Source organism: Micromonospora sp. WMMD987 (assembly GCF_029581435.1).
Classification (GTDB): Bacteria; Actinomycetota; Actinomycetes; order Mycobacteriales; family Micromonosporaceae; genus Micromonospora; species Micromonospora rifamycinica.
In genome coordinates, this window is record NZ_CP120861.1 from 608821 (window position 1) to 624969 (window position 16149).

At 73.5% G+C, this 16149-nt stretch carries 14 protein-coding genes and 1 pseudogene; 7 read left to right on the forward strand and 8 right to left on the reverse strand.

Going from position 1 to position 16149, the window contains the following annotated elements:
* Positions 1 to 354: 354 nt before the first annotated feature.
* Both O7612_RS02750 and O7612_RS02755 read right to left on the reverse strand, forming a co-directional pair.
* Entirely contained in the window at positions 355 to 747 is a 393-nt protein-coding gene (locus tag O7612_RS02750) for a hypothetical protein (protein ID WP_282270168.1), read from the reverse strand.
* Between the two features lie 1678 nt (positions 748 to 2425).
* Positions 2426 to 3994 (reverse strand): C40 family peptidase, encoded by a 1569-nt coding sequence (locus O7612_RS02755; RefSeq protein WP_282270173.1) that lies wholly within the window; start codon positions 3992 to 3994, stop codon positions 2426 to 2428.
* 242 nt (positions 3995 to 4236) lie between these two features.
* Here O7612_RS02755 and mqnE point away from each other — a divergent pair, with 242 nt between their 5' ends.
* The 3 genes from mqnE (at position 4237) to O7612_RS02770 (ending at position 6406) form a co-directional block, all read left to right on the forward strand.
* Positions 4237 to 5406 (forward strand): aminofutalosine synthase MqnE, encoded by a 1170-nt coding sequence (gene mqnE, locus O7612_RS02760; protein ID WP_282270175.1) that lies wholly within the window; start codon positions 4237 to 4239, stop codon positions 5404 to 5406.
* Positions 5407 to 5429: 23 nt separating this feature from the next.
* Positions 5430 to 5867 (forward strand): hypothetical protein, encoded by a 438-nt coding sequence (locus O7612_RS02765; protein ID WP_282270176.1) that lies wholly within the window; start codon positions 5430 to 5432, stop codon positions 5865 to 5867.
* Between the two features lie 230 nt (positions 5868 to 6097).
* Positions 6098 to 6406 carry a DUF4229 domain-containing protein gene (locus tag O7612_RS02770; RefSeq protein ID WP_282270177.1) on the forward strand — a complete coding sequence of 103 codons (309 nt, stop codon included), beginning with the start codon at positions 6098 to 6100 and terminating at the stop codon, positions 6404 to 6406.
* A 45-nt stretch (positions 6407 to 6451) separates the two neighbouring features.
* Here O7612_RS02770 and O7612_RS02775 read toward each other — a convergent pair whose 3' ends face one another.
* Entirely contained in the window at positions 6452 to 7825 is a 1374-nt protein-coding gene (locus tag O7612_RS02775; protein WP_282270179.1) for a peptidase C39 family protein, read from the reverse strand.
* Between the two features lie 204 nt (positions 7826 to 8029).
* On the opposite strand from O7612_RS02775, the pseudogene O7612_RS02780 reads away from it, so the two are divergent.
* From O7612_RS02780 to O7612_RS02795, 4 genes and pseudogenes are all read left to right on the forward strand, one after another.
* Positions 8030 to 9325, forward strand: a pseudogene (locus tag O7612_RS02780) (M14 family metallopeptidase); the annotation flags it as partial.
* A gap of 368 nt (positions 9326 to 9693) precedes the next feature.
* Entirely contained in the window at positions 9694 to 10632 is a 939-nt protein-coding gene (locus O7612_RS02785; RefSeq protein WP_282270180.1) for an ABC transporter substrate-binding protein, read from the forward strand.
* 37 nt (positions 10633 to 10669) lie between these two features.
* A complete protein-coding gene (locus O7612_RS02790; RefSeq protein WP_282273772.1) occupies positions 10670 to 11761 on the forward strand; it encodes an iron ABC transporter permease in 1092 nt (363 codons plus the stop codon).
* Entirely contained in the window at positions 11758 to 12549 is a 792-nt protein-coding gene (locus O7612_RS02795) for an ABC transporter ATP-binding protein (protein WP_282270181.1), read from the forward strand. The genes O7612_RS02790 and O7612_RS02795 overlap by 4 nt, the downstream gene beginning before the upstream one ends.
* Here the strand turns inward: O7612_RS02795 and O7612_RS02800 are convergent.
* The 5 genes from O7612_RS02800 to O7612_RS02820 form a co-directional block, all read right to left on the reverse strand.
* On the reverse strand, positions 12544 to 13326 hold the full coding sequence (locus O7612_RS02800; RefSeq protein WP_282270183.1) for a VOC family protein: 783 nt from the start codon (positions 13324 to 13326) through the stop codon (positions 12544 to 12546). The genes O7612_RS02795 and O7612_RS02800 overlap by 6 nt on opposite strands.
* Positions 13327 to 13418: 92 nt before the next feature.
* A complete protein-coding gene (locus tag O7612_RS02805; protein WP_282270185.1) occupies positions 13419 to 14156 on the reverse strand; it encodes an ABC transporter permease in 738 nt (245 codons plus the stop codon).
* Positions 14157 to 14168: 12 nt separating this feature from the next.
* The gene (locus tag O7612_RS02810; protein WP_282270187.1) at positions 14169 to 15128 is read right to left on the reverse strand and encodes an ABC transporter ATP-binding protein; all 960 of its coding nucleotides are present in this window, start codon (positions 15126 to 15128) and stop codon (positions 14169 to 14171) included.
* The gene (locus O7612_RS02815; RefSeq protein WP_282270189.1) at positions 15125 to 15436 is read right to left on the reverse strand and encodes a transcriptional regulator; all 312 of its coding nucleotides are present in this window, start codon (positions 15434 to 15436) and stop codon (positions 15125 to 15127) included. The genes O7612_RS02810 and O7612_RS02815 overlap by 4 nt, the downstream gene beginning before the upstream one ends.
* Complete coding sequence (locus O7612_RS02820) at positions 15433 to 16062, reverse strand: transporter (RefSeq protein ID WP_282270191.1); 630 nt, start codon at positions 16060 to 16062, stop codon at positions 15433 to 15435. The genes O7612_RS02815 and O7612_RS02820 overlap by 4 nt, the downstream gene beginning before the upstream one ends.
* Between the last annotated feature and the right edge of the window lie 87 nt (positions 16063 to 16149).

A 16149-nucleotide genomic window follows, 5' to 3' on the forward strand; every position in this document is an offset into this window, starting at 1 on the left:
GGCGAAGCCGACGACGGGGGTGGCCGGGGCGGTGCCGGCGGCGTCACCGGTCGGAAGGTCGTGGGCGGACGGAATGGTGCCGGGGTCAACAGAGGTGGTCAAGAAATGCCTTTCGAGCGGGGCGCATCTTCGCGATGGCCCGCTGCGGCATGAGGTTCGCCGCCGGATCGCCCGCAAGATCGCCCAGGGGCACGCCACGCGCGCCGGGTCAGTGATCCCGACAAGTGTACGGCGATCCGGCGGTGTCGCCAGCGCACCCCGAGCCCGGAGTGGGCGGACTCACCCCGGCCGGTCGGCCCTGACGGCCCGGCAAGTCGCCCACCAGCGCATCCTTCCCGCCCCGATCGGGCGACCTCACTGGGACAGCATGTTGCCGACCAGACCGTCCATCACGTCGTTGGCGAGCAGGACGACCAGCACGCTGATCGCCACCAGCAGCCCCAGCGAGGCGGCGAGCACGATCACCACCCGGGTGGTCCGGGTCCGCGAGGGCGTGGCGTCGGACCAGCCCTGGGCCAGGATGTGCCCGGTCAGCGAGCCGGAGTTCTCTACCGGATTGGCCGGGAAGGCGACCGTGGCGTGTCCCGGCCCGTCGAGGCCGCCGCCGAAGCCGACGCTGGCCAGGTCGGGGCCACCCCGGTACGGCGTACCGGTGGTGGAGCGGGCGGCACCGGCGGTCTGCTGGCGTGGGCCGGTCGCCGACGGGGGTCCGCCGGGCACCGCGGGGGCCGACACCACCGGCAGCACGGAGGTGACGCTGTCGACCGACAGGTCGGTGACGACCGGTGACCGGAACGCCGGCCTGGCCGTGCCGGTCGTTCCCGTGCCGGCTGTTCCCGTGCCGGCTGTTCCCGTGCCGGCTGTTCCCGTGCCGGCTGTTCCCGTGCCGGCTGTTCCCGTGCCGGCTGTTCCCGTGCCGGCTGTTCCCGTGCCGGGACGGCCTGCGCCGGCTGTGTTCGGGGTGGCTGTTCCGGGGTGGGATCCTCCCGCTCCGGCCGGGTCCACCGGGGGTGGCGGGTGCGGGGTCGAACCCGCCGGGACCACCGGACCGGACGTCCGGGGCGCGGTCGACAGGGCGGGGACGGCAGGGGCCGGGCGCTCGGTGGCCGGTGGTGTGGCGGCCGGTGGTGTGGCACCGAGGGATGCCGGGGCCGTTGGCGCGACGGTGCCGGCGGTCGTGGGGACGACGGCGGAGGCGCTGGTCCGGAAGGTGGGCGCGGCGGCCGGGCGGCCGGGCATGGCTGGTGGCGGCGGGAAGGGGGGCGCGGGCATCGGGCCGGGCGGCGGAGGAGGCGGTGGCACCGCCGGACCCGGGGGCGGCACCGGCGGTCCGGGTACGGGCGGAACCGGGCCGGGTGGAACCGGAACAGGACCCGGCACCGGTACGGGAACCGGGTCGGGTGCCGGGCTCGGCGCGGGCTCCGGGGTGAACGGCGACGGGTTGGGGGCCGGTTCCGGGGTGAACGGCGACGGGCTCGGGTCCGGCTTCGGGGTGGGGCTCGGCGTCGGGTCCGGTTCCGGGGTGGGCGGCTGGACCGGCTGTGGGGGCTGCGCCGGCTCGGAAGGTTCCGGGCTGGCCGGTGCCGTCCGGTAGACCCCACCGGCCGTATCGCCGGATCGCGTTCCCGCGCCGGTCGCCGCGTCCTCGGCCTCGGCGGCGGAGATCCGGCTGAGCCCGGGAACGGAGACGCTGGCCCGTGCCGTGCCGCCGTCCGATCCGCCGCGCTGTCCGGGAACCACCGTCGGGGCGGCCGGTTCGTCGGCGGGGCGGCCGGGCCGGGACGAGGTGGAGCCGGACCCGCCACCCGTCCCGGAGGGCGGGGTCGACGTCCGGCCCGCCGGGTCGACGGTCGTAGCGGCCTGGTCGACGGCCCCGGCGGTTGTGGCCCCGGTCGCGGTGGCTGTGGCCCCGGTCGCGGTGGCCCCGGTCGTGGTGTTCGTGACCCCGGCACCGGTGGTTGTGACCCCGGCACCGGTGGTTGTGACCCCGGCACCGGTGGTTGTGGACCCGGACCCGGCACCGGCGACCTGGCCCACGGCCCAGGTGGCGGCACCGGCGGCCGGGGTGGACCCGTCGGCGCTGGAGGTCGCCGGAGCGCCCGCCCGGTAGGTGGTCGCGACGGCCGGTTCGGCGGGCGGTCCGCCGCCCTCGGGCGGGGCGGTCGCCGTGCGCACGCTGGCCGTGGCGCGGGCCGGCCGGTCAGCGCTGCCGGTGGGCTGGCGTGGGGTGTCGATGGCCGGATCGGGGACGGCTCCCTGGTCGACACGTGCCCCCGGAACCTCTTGTTCGCCCATGATCGCCCTCCGCGTGCCCTCGCACCCGTCCCGTGAACGGTGACCGGCTGTGCCTCGTGTCACCGTGCCACATCTCGTCCCGTCGGCACAGCCGGAGTGCCGACGGGGTCGGGGCGTGGCCGCCGGTCGGTCAGCTTCCGGTGCTCGCCGGGGCGGACGCCGACCGGCTGCTCTCCGCGGTGCCGGTGCTGACGGCCGTGGTCGGGGTGGCACTGGTGTCCGGCGTGTCGGTGCCGGAACCGGAGACGCTGGGCGTCGGGGCCACGCTCTTGGTCGGCGTGGGCGTCGGCGGCGGGACCGGCGGCTTCGTCGGCGGCTTGGTCGACCCACCGGTCGGCCGGGGCGTGGGGGTGGGGGTGGTGGGCTTGGGCGACGGCGTGGTGGGCTTCGGGGTCGGCGTGGTGGGCTTGGGCGACGGCGTGGTGGGTTTCGGGGTCGGCGTCGGGACCTGGGTGATCGGGGCGCCGGGGACGCTCACCGCGCCGACGACCCGGGTGGCGGCGTAGAGGCCGGACCACCTGACCTGGGAGATCTTGACCACGTCCCCGCTGCGCGGCGCCTGGACCATCCTTCCGTTGCCGATGTACATCGCGACGTGGTGGATGGTCGTCCAGCTGCTGCCCGAGGCGAAGAAGAGCAGGTCGCCGGGGAGCAGGGCGCTCTGGGCGACCGTCCGGCCACGGGTGGCGTAGTACTGGTCGCGGGCGACCCGGGGCAGGTCGTAGTAGCCGGCCGACCGGTACGCGGCCCACATCAACCCCGAGCAGTCGAACCGGTCCGGCCCCTCGGCCGCCCAGAGGTAGGGGTCGCCGAGTTGCGCCAGCGCGTACCGCACGGCGGCGAGCGCCTGCGGGCTGGCGTTCATCCCGGTGCTGCTCTGCCCCTCGACGTACGCCGCGCCCAGCTTCTGCTCGGCGGCCTCCTGCTGCTTCTCCAGCGCGATGAGCTGGGCCTGGTTGTCCGCCCGCAGCTTGGCGATCTTGGCGTCGTTGTCCCGCAGCGCCTTCTGCACCGCGGCGAACTGTTCCTCGGCCCGCCGGACCCGGTCCGTGGCGGCGGTGACCGCCTGGGCGGCGACCTGCTCGGCCGTGCGGGCCCGGGACAGTTCGCCGGCCGCCGCGGTGGTCTCGTCGTCGGCCTGCTCGCCCCGGGTCACCCGCTGGAGGACGCTCAGCCCGTGCAGGTCGCGGGCGAGTTCGCCGGGCGGCAGGGCGGCGGCGGCCTTGAAGGCGTTCGCGGCGACGGCGTTGGCCTGCTGCTCGGCTACGGTCAGCGCGCCCCGGGCACGGGTCAGCTCCGCCTGGACGCCGGTGAGCTGGATTCGCGCGTCGTCGCGCTGCTTCTGCAACTGGAGGAGCTGGTCGGCGAGCTGGCCGTTCTGGGCGGTCAGCGTGTCGATCTGGGACAGCAGCGGGCTGGTCGGGAGCCCGCCGACCGGCAGGGTCGGGTAGCCGGGCTGGCCGGAGGTCGGGTAGCCGGACGTCGGTGCGCCGGGTAGCTGCAGCCCGCCCGTCGCCACCGGCCGGGAACCGGTGTCCGGGACGGTGTTGGGCAGCGGCGGCTCGGCGTAGGCCGGGGTGGTCAGGACCATCGCGGCGACCGCGCCGAGCAGGGCCGACCAGAGCGCCGGACGCAGCACCGGGGAGACCAGTGGGCTCCTGCGTCGTCGCTGCCGTCGCCCGTGCCCGCTGTCGACCATGCCGCTCCCTGTTGCCGCGTGATGGCACCGCGCGGGGTGGGCGCGGCGACCGGGACGCGCCCAGCGTGCGCCGCGTCCCTTCCTGTCTTACCGCACCGGGACAACGATGTCGATGCGCAGCCGGCTTGGAGAAGCCTGGGAGTGCGGGTGAGGTACGTCGCTGGCGGTGCCCGTCCTGCCGACCGGTGGGTGGTCCGACGTACGCTCGATCGGACCGCAGGTGGAAGGGACGTGGCTTTTCGATGGACGCCGGACTCAAGCGTGAGCTGGAAGCGAAGGTGTACGCGGGGGAGCGACTGACCCGCTCGGACGGGATCGCCCTCTATGAGAGCGACGACCTGACCTGGCTGGGCCGGCTGGCCCACCACCGGCGGACGGAGTTGAACGGCGAACGGGTGATGTTCAACGTCAACCGGCACCTCAACCTGACGAACGTCTGTTCCGCCTCGTGTGCGTACTGCTCGTTCCAGCGCAAGCCGGGCGAGAAGGACGCGTACACGATGCGGATCGAGGAGGCGGTCCGCAAGGCCAAGGAGATGGAGGACGAGCAGCTCACCGAGCTGCACATCGTCAACGGCCTGCACCCCACGCTGCCCTGGCGCTACTACCCGAAGGTGCTGCGGGAGCTGAAGGCGGCGCTGCCGAACGTCAAGCTCAAGTGCTTCACCGCGACCGAGGTGCAGTGGTTCGAGAAGATCAGCGGCCTGTCGGCCGACGAGATCCTCGACGAGCTGATGGACGCCGGCCTGGAGTCGTTGACCGGCGGCGGCGCGGAGATCTTCGACTGGGAGGTCCGCCAGCACATCGTCGACCACGCCTGCCACTGGGAGGACTGGTCGCGGATCCACGCGCTGGCCCACGCCAAGGGCATGAAGACCCCGGCGACGATGCTGTACGGCCACATCGAGGAGCCCCGGCACCGGGTCGACCACGTGCTGCGGCTCCGTGAGTTGCAGGACGAGACCGGCGGGTTCGCGGTCTTCATCCCGCTGCGCTACCAGCACGACTTCGTCGACTCGGCGGACGGCAAGATCCGTAACCGGATCCAGGCGCGTACCACGATGGCGTCGCCGGCCGAGTCGTTGAAGACGTTCGCGGTCTCCCGGCTGCTCTTCGACAACGTCCCGCACCTGAAGAACTTCTGGGTGATGCACGGCCTGTCGGTCGCCCAGCTCTCGCTCAACTTCGGCGTGGACGACCTGGACGGCTCGGTGGTCGAATACAAGATCACGCACGACGCGGACTCGTACGGCACCCCGAACACGATGCACCGGGACGACCTGCTGCACCTGATCTGGGACGCCGGGTTCCAGCCGGTCGAGCGGGACACCCGTTACAACGTGGTCCGCGAGTACGACCGGGCACCCGCGCTGGCGTCCCGGCGGGCCGAGCCGCAGCAGGTCTGGGCCTGACCCGCCCGTATGCTCGGCACACCATGACCGGACGACAGCCGACCGCACAGCGGGGCGGGTTTCCCCGCCGGGACGCCGAGGGGCGCATCCTCACCCTGGGTGACCTGCTCGGGGTGAGCCTGGCCGGCTGGGTGATCGGCCTGCTGGCGCTGGTGCTCTTCGACTGGGCGTTCGCGGTGGCCGGCGCGGGCGACTTCGGCCGTACCAACGGGTGGCTCGCGGTGATCCTGCCGGCCTGGCTGTTCTGGGACGACTTCCGGGCCTGGGACTTCGGCGCGGCCCGGGTGGTCGCCGCCCTGTCCGCCGCGGCGGTCGCGGTGCTCGCCGGGCTGCTGGTGGCGGGCCTGGCCGCCGGGCTCGCGCCGCTGTTCACCGGCGGGCTGGCGGCGCTCGCGTTCACCGTCGGGTACGCGGTGCTCTGGTTCCAGGGCGTGCACTGGCTGGCCCGACGCACGGGCTGAACCACCGGCGTCGGGACACCCCGGGGCGGAAGCAGTGGAGTGGGGGAAGGACATTGAGCGCGAGGAGTGAGCGGGTTGTGCGAGCCCCGCAGTCGCGAGCCGAGGTCAACCCGTGAGCGCGAGGAGTGAGCGGGTTGTGCGAGCCCCGCAGTCGCGAGCCGAGGTGAATCCGTGAGCGCGAGGAGTGAGCGGGGTTTGCGAGCCCCGCAGTCGCGAACCGAGGTCAACCCGTGAGCGCGGCGGTCAAGTACACGTTGGCCAGGATCGGGTTGTTCCTGGTGGTCGTGGCGGCGCTGTGGCCGGTCGGGATGGACCTCTTCCTGAAACTGATGGTGGCGGTGATCTTCTCGGCCGCCGCGTCGTTCTTCCTGCTCCGGGGCTGGCGCGACCAGATGGCCGAGGAGGTGGCCGCCGCCGCCGGGCGGCGGCGGGCGGAGAAGGAGCGGCTGCGTGCCGCCCTGGCCGGCGACGACCAACCGACCGGCGTCGACCGGCCCGCCGGGGACGCGCGACCCGACGGGGACGACCGACGCCCCTGACCACCTCCGTCGGGCGTCCGCAGCGGCTGCCGGCCGGTCGGCGGGTCACCAGTTGGTCGAGCCCGGGACCGTCGGCCACGGGCGGCCGGTCGGCTTGATCAGGTAGACGATGCCGCCCGAACCGCCGGCCACCGTGCCGTCGGTCCGGTGCCGCTTGGTGCGCAGCCAGATCTGCTCGAACTGGTCCCGCCGGTAGACGGTGCGGACCTCGGCGTTGGACGCCGACGCCGGGTCGTTGACGATCACGTCGCCGTCGGCGGTGAAGCCGACGATCACGAACAGGTGCCCGGAGGTGCCGTAGTTCGACCCGTCCAGCTCGGTGTCGAGGAAGGACTGCGAGGTGATCACGGGCATGCCGGCCCGGATGAAGCGTTCCACCTCGTCGAGGGAGTGCAGCCGGGTCACCCGGGCCTCGATGCCGGGGAAGCTGGCCGCGTACGCGGTGTTGAACGGCCAGTTGCCGGTGCCCTCGTACTCGTCGTCCCAGGTCATCCGGGCGGCGTGGACGACCTGCGGGTCGGGGTGGCCGGGGTCGATCCAGGACAGGTCCGCGGCCGACGGCAGCCGGCCGTAGTACTCCAGCACCATCGTGGTGGACGTCGGGCTGCACCAGACCTGGCCCCCGCCGCCCCACTCGGGATAGCTGCCCCGGTGGACCATCTGGGAGCGGGCCGGCACCGGCAACTCGGTGCCCCAGGCGATGCCGCCCCGGCTCGGGACGACGGTGAACCGGTCCGGTACGTACGAGCTCATCGCGCCGAGCATCCGGACCCGGGGCGAGGTGGTCCGTCCGGGCGCGCGGTAGAGGGTGAGCCGTAGCTGGTACGACCGCAGCCGGATTCCGTCGGCGGCGGCGTCGATGGCGAAGGTGTCGGTCCAGACGCTGGACCAGGGGTCGCCCTGACCGTCCAGGGTGGCCCGGGTGACGTCCCGGTCACCGGCGGCCCAGCGGGCCATGACGTACCACGGGGTGTGCGTGCCGGTGGTGTAGGTGCCCTGGAGTTCGACCTGGAGCCAGGTACCGTCGGGGGTGTCGGCGTTCCAGGAGGCGACCAGTTCGGTGGCGTCGAAGCCGATGGCGGTGCGCGGTGAGGTCCAGGTGGCGTACTCCCAGGTGCGGGTGGTGCCGGTGTGCTCGTCGGTGAACGCGGTGGTGCCGGCGGGCCGGCCGATGGCGAGCCCGGCGCGGTGGCCGGGCACCGCGAACGTGCCCTGGTGGGTGCCGGCCCGCCAGTCCGGGTACCGGGACCACTCCTGGAAGGTGATCTGCTCGTCGTGGTCGCCGGCGGGCGGGCGACCTCCGGCGGGCGGGTGTGCCTCGGCGAGGCGGCCGACGGCGCGGACGGGAGCGGTGCTGGCGAGCAGGGTCAGGGTGGCGAAGCCGACGAGGGCGGCCGTGCGCAGGGCTCTGCTGGACATGGCAACTCCGCGGGGTGGGGAATCGTTGTCCTTCACTGTCCCGCTCGGCAGGAAGTTTCGCCAGGGTTTGCGGTAAGGAAAATAGTTGCCGAGAGGACGATCCGGTCGGGATGGCCTGAGATAGTCAAGGATATTGATATGACCATGTGACTCCTGGTGAAGTGTGCGCACAGCGGGATACCCCGTACCCCGAGGAGGATGTCCATGGCCTTCCGCGCCTCCACCTTCCGGCGTCGCCTGGCGCTCGCCGTCATCGCCGGCTTCGGCCTCACCGCCGTCGCCACCGGGCCGGTCTCCGCGCGCCCGGCCCCGGAACCCGAGCCCGCCGCCGCCGAGTACCGGGTGCTCGGCCCCCGTACCCTGGCCGACCGCAACGCCGTCGCCCGCACCGGAGCGGCGATCGACTCGGCCGAGCACGGTGTGCTGTACGTCTCGGCCACCCGGTCCGAGGCCGCCGCGATCACCCGGCTCGGCTTCCGGCTGGAGAAGGAGGCCCCGCCCGCTCCCGCCGAGGGTGCCGGCACCTACGCCTTCCCGCCGGCCGACTCGAACTACCACGACTACGCCGAGCTGACCGCCGTGGTCAACCAGGTGGTCGCCGACCACCCGGCCATCGCCCGCAAGATCAGCATCGGCCGGTCGTACGAGGGCCGCGACCTGATGGCGGTGAAGATCTCCGACAACGTCGGCACCGACGAGGCCGAGCCGGAGATCCTGTTCAACTCCCAGCAGCACGCCCGCGAGCACCTGACCGTCGAGATGGCGATCTACCTGCTCAACCTCTTCACCGACAGCTACAACAGCGACTCCCGGATCACCAGCATCGTCAACTCCCGGGAGATCTGGATCGTCCCCACCGTCAACCCGGACGGCAGCGAGTACGACATCGCCACCGGCTCCTACCGGTCCTGGCGCAAGAACCGGCAGCCCAACAGCGGCGCGGCGGCGGTCGGCACCGACCTGAACCGCAACTGGGGCTACAACTGGGGCTGCTGCGGCGGCTCGTCCGGCTCGCCGTCGTCGAGCACCTACCGGGGGCCGTCCGCCTTCTCCGCCCCGGAGACCAAGGCGCTGCGGGACTTCGTCAACAGCCGGGTCGTCGGCGGGGTGCAGCAGATCAAGGCGAACATCGACTGGCACACCTACTCGCAGCTGGTGCTCTGGCCGTTCGGCTACACCACGGCGAACACCCCCAGCGGGATGACCGCCGACCAGTACAACACCTTCGCCACCCTCGGGCAGCGGATGGCGGCCACCAACGGCTACACCCCCGAGCAGTCCAGCGACCTCTACATCACCGACGGCGACAGCCTCGACTGGATGTGGGCGACCCACAAGATCTGGGCGTACACCTTCGAGATGTACCCCGGGTCGTCCGGGGCCGGCGGCGGCTTCTACCCGCCCGACGAGGTCATCCCGGCCCAGACCTCCCGCAACAAGGAGGCGGTGCTGCTCCTGTCGGAGTACGCCGACTGCCCGTACCGGGTCATCAACAAGCAGAGCACCTACTGCTGACCCACCGGACGTGACTCCGGGTGGGGTCCCGTAAGCCCCCGACGGGACCCCACCCACCCCCACCGAGCAGACGATCTCCGCTGGTCGTGCGCTACCGTGGCACCCGATCGACCCGCAGCGAAGCCGGTGGGAAACCGGCGCTGTCCCGCAACTGAGATGCTCCACCGTGTCCCGGCCCCGCCGGGCCGCCCCGACGCCCGGCCCGAGTGGCCGGCGTCGTCGTGTGTGGGGACGAGCCAGGTCGCCTGCGGTCGGTCGCGACACGCGCTCTCGAGGAAGGGCGCCTCGCGGACGGGCACGCACCGCGGTTCCTGTCGGCGAAGCACCACGCTCCTCGACCGACAGGAGGACCGATGTCCCGACGTACCCCCCGGCTGTTCGCCGCGACCCTCGCGGTGGCGGCCCTCGCCCTCGGCGCGTGCGCCGAGAAGGCGTCCGACGACGCCCCCGCCACCGGTGGCAGCTCCGGCGCGGCGGCCTTCCCGGCCACTGTGGGCAACCTCACCCTGGACAAGCGGCCCGAGAAGATCGTCTCGTTGTCGCCCACCGCGACCGAGATGCTCTTCGCCATCGGCGCGGGCAAGCAGGTCACCGCCGTCGACGACCAGTCGAACCACCCGGCCGACGCGCCCAGGAGCGAGCTGTCCGGCTTCCAGCCCAACGCCGAGGCGATCGCCGGCAAGAACCCCGACCTGGTGGTGCTCGCCAACGACACCAACAAGATCGTCGCCCAGCTCACCGCGCTGAAGGTCCCGGTGCTGCTCACCCCGGCCGCGACCACCCTCGACGACACCTACCGGCAGCTCACCGACCTGGGCACGCTCACCGGGCACCCGACCGAGGCGGCCGACGTCACCCGCCGGATGAAGGACGACATCGGCAAGCTCACCAAGGACCTGCCGCAGCGGTCGACGAAGCTGACCTACTACCACGAGCTGGGGCCGGAGCTGTACAGCGCGACCAGCAAGACCTTCATCGGCTCGCTCTACACCCTCGCCGGGCTGGAGAACATCGCCGACGCCTCGGACGCCGACGGCAAGAACGGCGGCTACCCGCAGCTCTCCCAGGAGACCATCGTCAAGGCGAACCCCGACTTCGTTTTCCTGGCCGACGTGAAGTGCTGCCAGCAGAGCGCCGACACGGTCAAGGCGCGCAGCGGTTGGGCCGGCGTCACCGCCGTCAAGAACAACCAGGTCGTCGCCCTCGACGACGACATCGCCTCGCGCTGGGGGCCGCGCGTGGTCGACCTGCTCCGGTCGATCGTCGACGCCACCGCCAAGGTGCCGGCGTGACGGTCCACCACCGGTGACCGTGCGGTCCACCGACCCGGTGCCGGCCGGGGCCGCCGCACCCCGGCCGGCCGGCGGTACGCCCCGACCGGCCGGGCTGCGCAGGCGCTGGCTCGCCGCCGGGGTGCTCGCCGTGCTGGTGGCCCTGGTCGCCGGGGTGTCCCTCGGCCCGGTCGGCCTGCCACCCGGCAGCGTCGCCGCCGAACTGCTCAACCTGCTGCCCGGGGTACGCCTGGACAGCGGACTGACCGAACGCGAGATCGCCATCGTCACCGAGCTGCGGCTGCCCCGGGTGGTGCTCGGTCTGCTGGTCGGCGGTCTGCTCGCCCTGGCCGGCGGCTGCTACCAGGGGGTGTTCCGCAACCCGCTGGCCGACCCGTACCTGCTGGGGGTGGCGGCCGGCGCGGGGCTCGCGGTGACCGCGGTGATCACGCTGGGTGGCGTCGGGACGGGCGGTGCGCTGACCGGGATGCCGGTCACGATCCCGCTCGCCGCGTTCGTCGGCTCGCTCGGGGCGGTCGCCCTGACGTACCTGCTCGGGGCGGCCGGCGGGCGGGACCGGTCACCGGCCACCCTGATCCTGGCCGGGGTGGCGGTGTCGGCGTTCCTCGCCGCCGGGCAGACGTACCTGCTGCAACGGCACTCCGACGGGATCCAGCCGGTCTACTCCTGGCTGCTCGGGCGGTTGGGCACCGCCGGCTGGGGTGACGTCCGGCTGATCCTGCCGTACTTCGTGCTGACCGCCGTAGTGGTGCTGCTGCACCGGCGGGAACTCGACGTGCTCTCCGTCGGCGACGACGAGGCCGCCAGCCTCGGCCTGCACCCGCAGCGCTCCCGCTACCTGCTGATCGCCGCCGCCTCGCTCGGCACCGCCGCCGCCGTCTCCGCGTCCGGGCTGATCGGCTTCGTCGGGATCATCGTGCCGCACACCGTACGGCTGCTGGCCGGGTCGAGCTACCGGGTGATCCTGCCGCTGTCGATGCTCTTCGGCGGGGCGTTCCTGGCGCTGACCGACGTGGTCGCCCGCACCGCCGCCGCCCCCGCAGAGATCCCGATCGGCGTGGTGACCGCCCTGCTCGGCGGCCCGTTCTTCGTCCTGGTCCTGCGCACCGCCCGCCGGGTGTTCCCGTGAGTGTGCCGGCGGTGCAGGTGCGGGGGCTGCACGTCCGGCTCGGTGGGTCGGTGATCCTGGCCGGCGTCGACCTCACGGTCGGCGCGGGCGAGTGGGTCACCGTGATCGGGCCGAACGGCGCCGGCAAGTCGACCCTGCTGCGGGCCGTCGGCGGCCTGCTGCCCGCCCCGGGCGCGGTCTCGCTCTTCGGTACGCCGTCCGGCGCGCTACGTCGTCGGGACCGGGCCCGGGTGGTGGCGACGGTGGCGCAGTCCCCGGTGGTGCCGGCGGGCATGTCGGTGGTCGACTACGTGCTGCTGGGGCGGACCCCGTACATCGCCCCGCTGGGCCGGGAGTCGGCGGCCGACCTGGCCGCCGTGTACGACGTCCTCGACCGGTTGGACCTGACCGTGTTCCACCGGCGGGAGCTGGCCACCCTCTCCGGTGGGGAGCGGCAGCGGGTCTTCCTGGCCCGCGCGCTCGCCCAGGGTGCCACCCTGCTGCTGCTGGACGAGCCGACCAGCGCGCTGGACATCGGCCACCAGCAGGAGGTGCTGGAGCTGGTCGACCAGCTCCGCCGGGAGCACGGGCTGACCGTGCTGGCCACCATGCACGACCTCTCCGTCGCCGGTGAGTACGCCGACCGGATGGTGCTGCTCGCCGACGGCCGGGTCGTCGCGGTGGGACCACCTGACGAGGTGCTCACCGAGGAGCTGCTGTCCCGCCACTACCGGGCCCGGATCCGGGTCGTTCCCGGGGAGCACGGCCCCCTCGTGGTGCCCACCCGCCCGGCTCCGCCCCGGTCATGAGGAGCGGCTGCCGCGTCCGGTGCCGGTCTGGAGCAGGGAGAAGCGGGCGCCCTGGGGGTCGTGGAGAGTGGTGAGACGGCCCAGCGGGGTGTCCCGGGGCGGGCTGCCGATGGTGCCGCCGAGGGTGGTGGCCCGCGCGGCGGCGGCGTCCACGTCGGCCACCCCGAAGAACACCGACCAGTACGCCGACCGACCGGCCGGACCGTCGCCGGGTGGCGGGAGCATCCCCGCCACGATCCGTGCCCCGCACCGCCAGCCCGTGTGGTCGTACCCGGTGGCGGGTCGTTCCTCCGGGTGCCAGCCGAAGACCAGCTCGTAGAAGACCTTCGCGCCCTCCGGGTCGGGGCTGACCAGTTCGTTCCAGCACATCGCCCCGGGGGCGTCGAGCAACTCCGCACCGGGCATCCGCATGGGCTGCCAGACGCTGAACACCGCGCCGGCCGGGTCGGCGAAGACCGCCATCCGACCGGCGTCGAGGACGTCGAACGGGGCGACCAGCACCTGTCCGCCGGCCGCCTCGACCCGGATGGTGACCAGGTCGGCGTCGTCGGTCGCCACGTACGTCGACCAGACCGGTGCCTGGTCCGGCCCGGCGGGTGGGCCGGCGCCCGCCACCGCCCGGCCGTCCTTGCGGAAGGTGGTGTAGCCGGCCGCCCCGGGCTCCGGCGCGATCCGTCCGGTCCAGCCGAACAGCTCCGGGTAGAAGCGCCGGGCGGCGTCCAGGTCGGGGGTCGCCAGGTCGGTCCAGCAGGGCGTGCCCGCGGCGACGGTGCTCACGTCGACCCCTCTCGGCTGCGGGGGCGGGCCGGTGGCCGCCCTGCCGGCATCGTGGCACCGGTCGACGGCCGCCGGGCCGAACCGGCGAAAGGTCAACTGAACCGGCGACCCTCGTCCCGCCGGTAGGCGCCACCGGAGATCACGGCGAGCAGCACGACCCAGACGCCGAGCATGGCCAGGGCGAGCGGGTCGGGCCGCCAGTCGCCGACCGCCGCCCACATCAGCTCGACCGCACCCCGGGTGGGCAGGAACGGGGCGATCACCTTGATGAAGCCGGGTGCGTCGTCGGGGGCGGAGAGCAGGCCGCCGCCGAAGGCCAGCGGGAAGAAGACGACCTGCGCGACCACGATCGCCGCCCTGCTCGGCAGCGAGTAGCCGATGGCGAGGCCGAGCAGGGTGAACGGCACCGACACGACGGCCACGGTGACCGCGCCGAGCAGCAGTCCGGCCGGCGTGACCCGGGCGGCCGTGGCGACCGCCGCGATGATCACGACGGGCAGCATCGACAGGTACGTCAGCACCAGCCCGGCCAGGATCCGTCCGGCCAGCCGGGGCCCCGGACCGGCCGGCAGGGTCCGGGTGTACGGGTTCCACGGCTGGTCGCGGTCCTCGGCGACGCCGACGCCGTACTGGAAGATGTTGGCGCTCATCACGGCGAAGGTGACCATCGCGGCGGTGGCGTAGGTGGCGCCGGTCGGGTCGTCCCCGGCGAACGGGACGACGAAGAAGAGCATCGCGGCGGCGGGGAAGAAGGCGCTGCCCACCACGGCGACCGGGATGCGGAGGGTCTCCAGGAGCTGGTAGCGGGCGTGGACCAGGGTGAGCGGCACGGCGTCGACTCCTCAGGCGGTGGGTCGGCCGCCGACGGCGGCACTGGTGGCGGTCGGGGCCGGGTCGGTGGCGGCCGGGTCGGTGGCGGCCGGGTCGGTAGCGGCCGGGCCGGTGGCGGTGATGGCGAGGAAGGCCTCCTCCAGCGAGGTGGGGCGGACCTCCAGCTCGCGGAACGCCACCCCGGCGGTGACCAGGTCGCGGACCAGCTGGTCGGCGTCGGTGGTGAGCAGGTGGGTACGCCCGTCGGCGTGCTCGGTGGCGACCACGCCGGGCAGCGCGGGCAGGTCGTCGGCGGTCAGGCTGACCCGGCGGACGCCGACGATGCCCCGGATCGCCCCCACCGTGTCGTCGGCGAGCACCCGGCCCTGCCCCAGCACCACCACCCGCTGCGCCAGCGCCTCCACCTCTTCGAGGTAGTGGCTGCTCAGCAGGACCGTCCCGCCCTCGGCGTGGAACGACCGGATGGCCTCCCACAGGGTGTGCCGGGCCTCGACGTCCAGCCCGGTGGTGGGCTCGTCCAGGACGACCAGCCGGGGCCGGCCGACGAAGGCCAGCGCGACGGCGAGCCGACGCCGTTGCCCGCCGGAGAGCCCGCCAGTCTGCCGTTTCACCTGGCCGGTGAGGCCGAACCGGTCGAGCAGTTCGGCCCGGGGCACCGGGTCGGGGAAGTGCGCGCTGACGAAGTCGACCACCTCGCCGACCCGCAGGGTGCCGGGCAGCCCGGTCTCCTGCGGGGTGACCCCGAGCTGCCGCCGGGACGCCGGTCGGCGCGGGTCGCCGCCGAAGAGCTCGACCCGGCCGGCGCTCGGGCGACGCAGCCCGACCAGCATGTTGATCAGGGTGCTCTTGCCGGCGCCGTTCGGCCCGAGCAGGCCGACGAGTTCCCCGGCGGAGACGGTCAGGTCGACCCGGTCGAGGGCGAGGACGTCGCCGTACCGGCGGGTGGCCTGGTCGGCGTGGGCGAGGATCATCGGGTCTCCCTGGGGTCGGAGGGGTCGAGCAGGGCGCGGATGTTCTCGGTGTACTCCTCGAACGCCCGCCGTCCGCGCCGGCTGAGCCGGACCAGCGTGGTCGGGGTGCGGCCGCGGTGGGTCTTGTCGATCTCGACGTATCCGGCGTCCTCCAGCTTGCGCAGGTGGACGGAGAGGTTGCCGGCGGTCATCGCGAGCAGTTCCTGGAGGCGGGGGAAGGTGATCCGGTCGCCGTCGGCGAGGGTGGCCAGGGTGACCACCACCCGCAGCCGGGCCTGGGCGTGGATGACCGGGTCGAGTTCGCTCATCCGTGCCGCCGCCGGGCGAGCACGCCGGCCACCAGCAGCCCGCCGCCGCCGGCCACCGCGACGACCAGGGCGTGCCAACCGGGGCCGGCGATCACCCCGACGATGTTGACCGCGGTGAGCCAGACCCCGAGCCGGAACAGGGTGCGGTCGAGCCAGATCGCGCCGCCGGCCATGTGCAGGGCGGCGGTCAGCCCCACCGACAGCGCCGACCAGAGCAGCCCGGCGAGGTCGGCCGGCAGGCTGTCGGTGACCCGGCCGATCACCACCGACAGGCTGAGGAACCCCAGGCCCCAGGCTGTGCCGTACCACCTGCCGCGCCGGGCCGACTCGCCCGCGACGTGCCGGTAGGCACGGGCGCTGCCCACCCCGAAGACCACCGCGGCGGCGGCGAGCAGCGCGAAGAGCACCGTCAGCGGCAGCCAGGCGGGCATGTCGACCAGCGTCCGGCCGCCGGGGGAGAAGCGCAGGAAGTAGACCCCGAAGCCGATCAGCCAGGCGAATCCCCAGGGCCAGTAGTGCAGCCGGGGGTCGGGTTCGAGCCGCCGGACGGTGCTGGCCTGCTGTTCGCGGATCAGCCGCATGGCGTCGGCGGCGTCGAGCGGAGCGGTGTCCTCGTCCGGTGTCATGCAAACTACTTTAAAACACAAAGTCGAGCGGCCGGGTGGCCGGGTCGGCCACGGAGTGCCACGCGGCCCCCGGGTGCGTCCGACGGC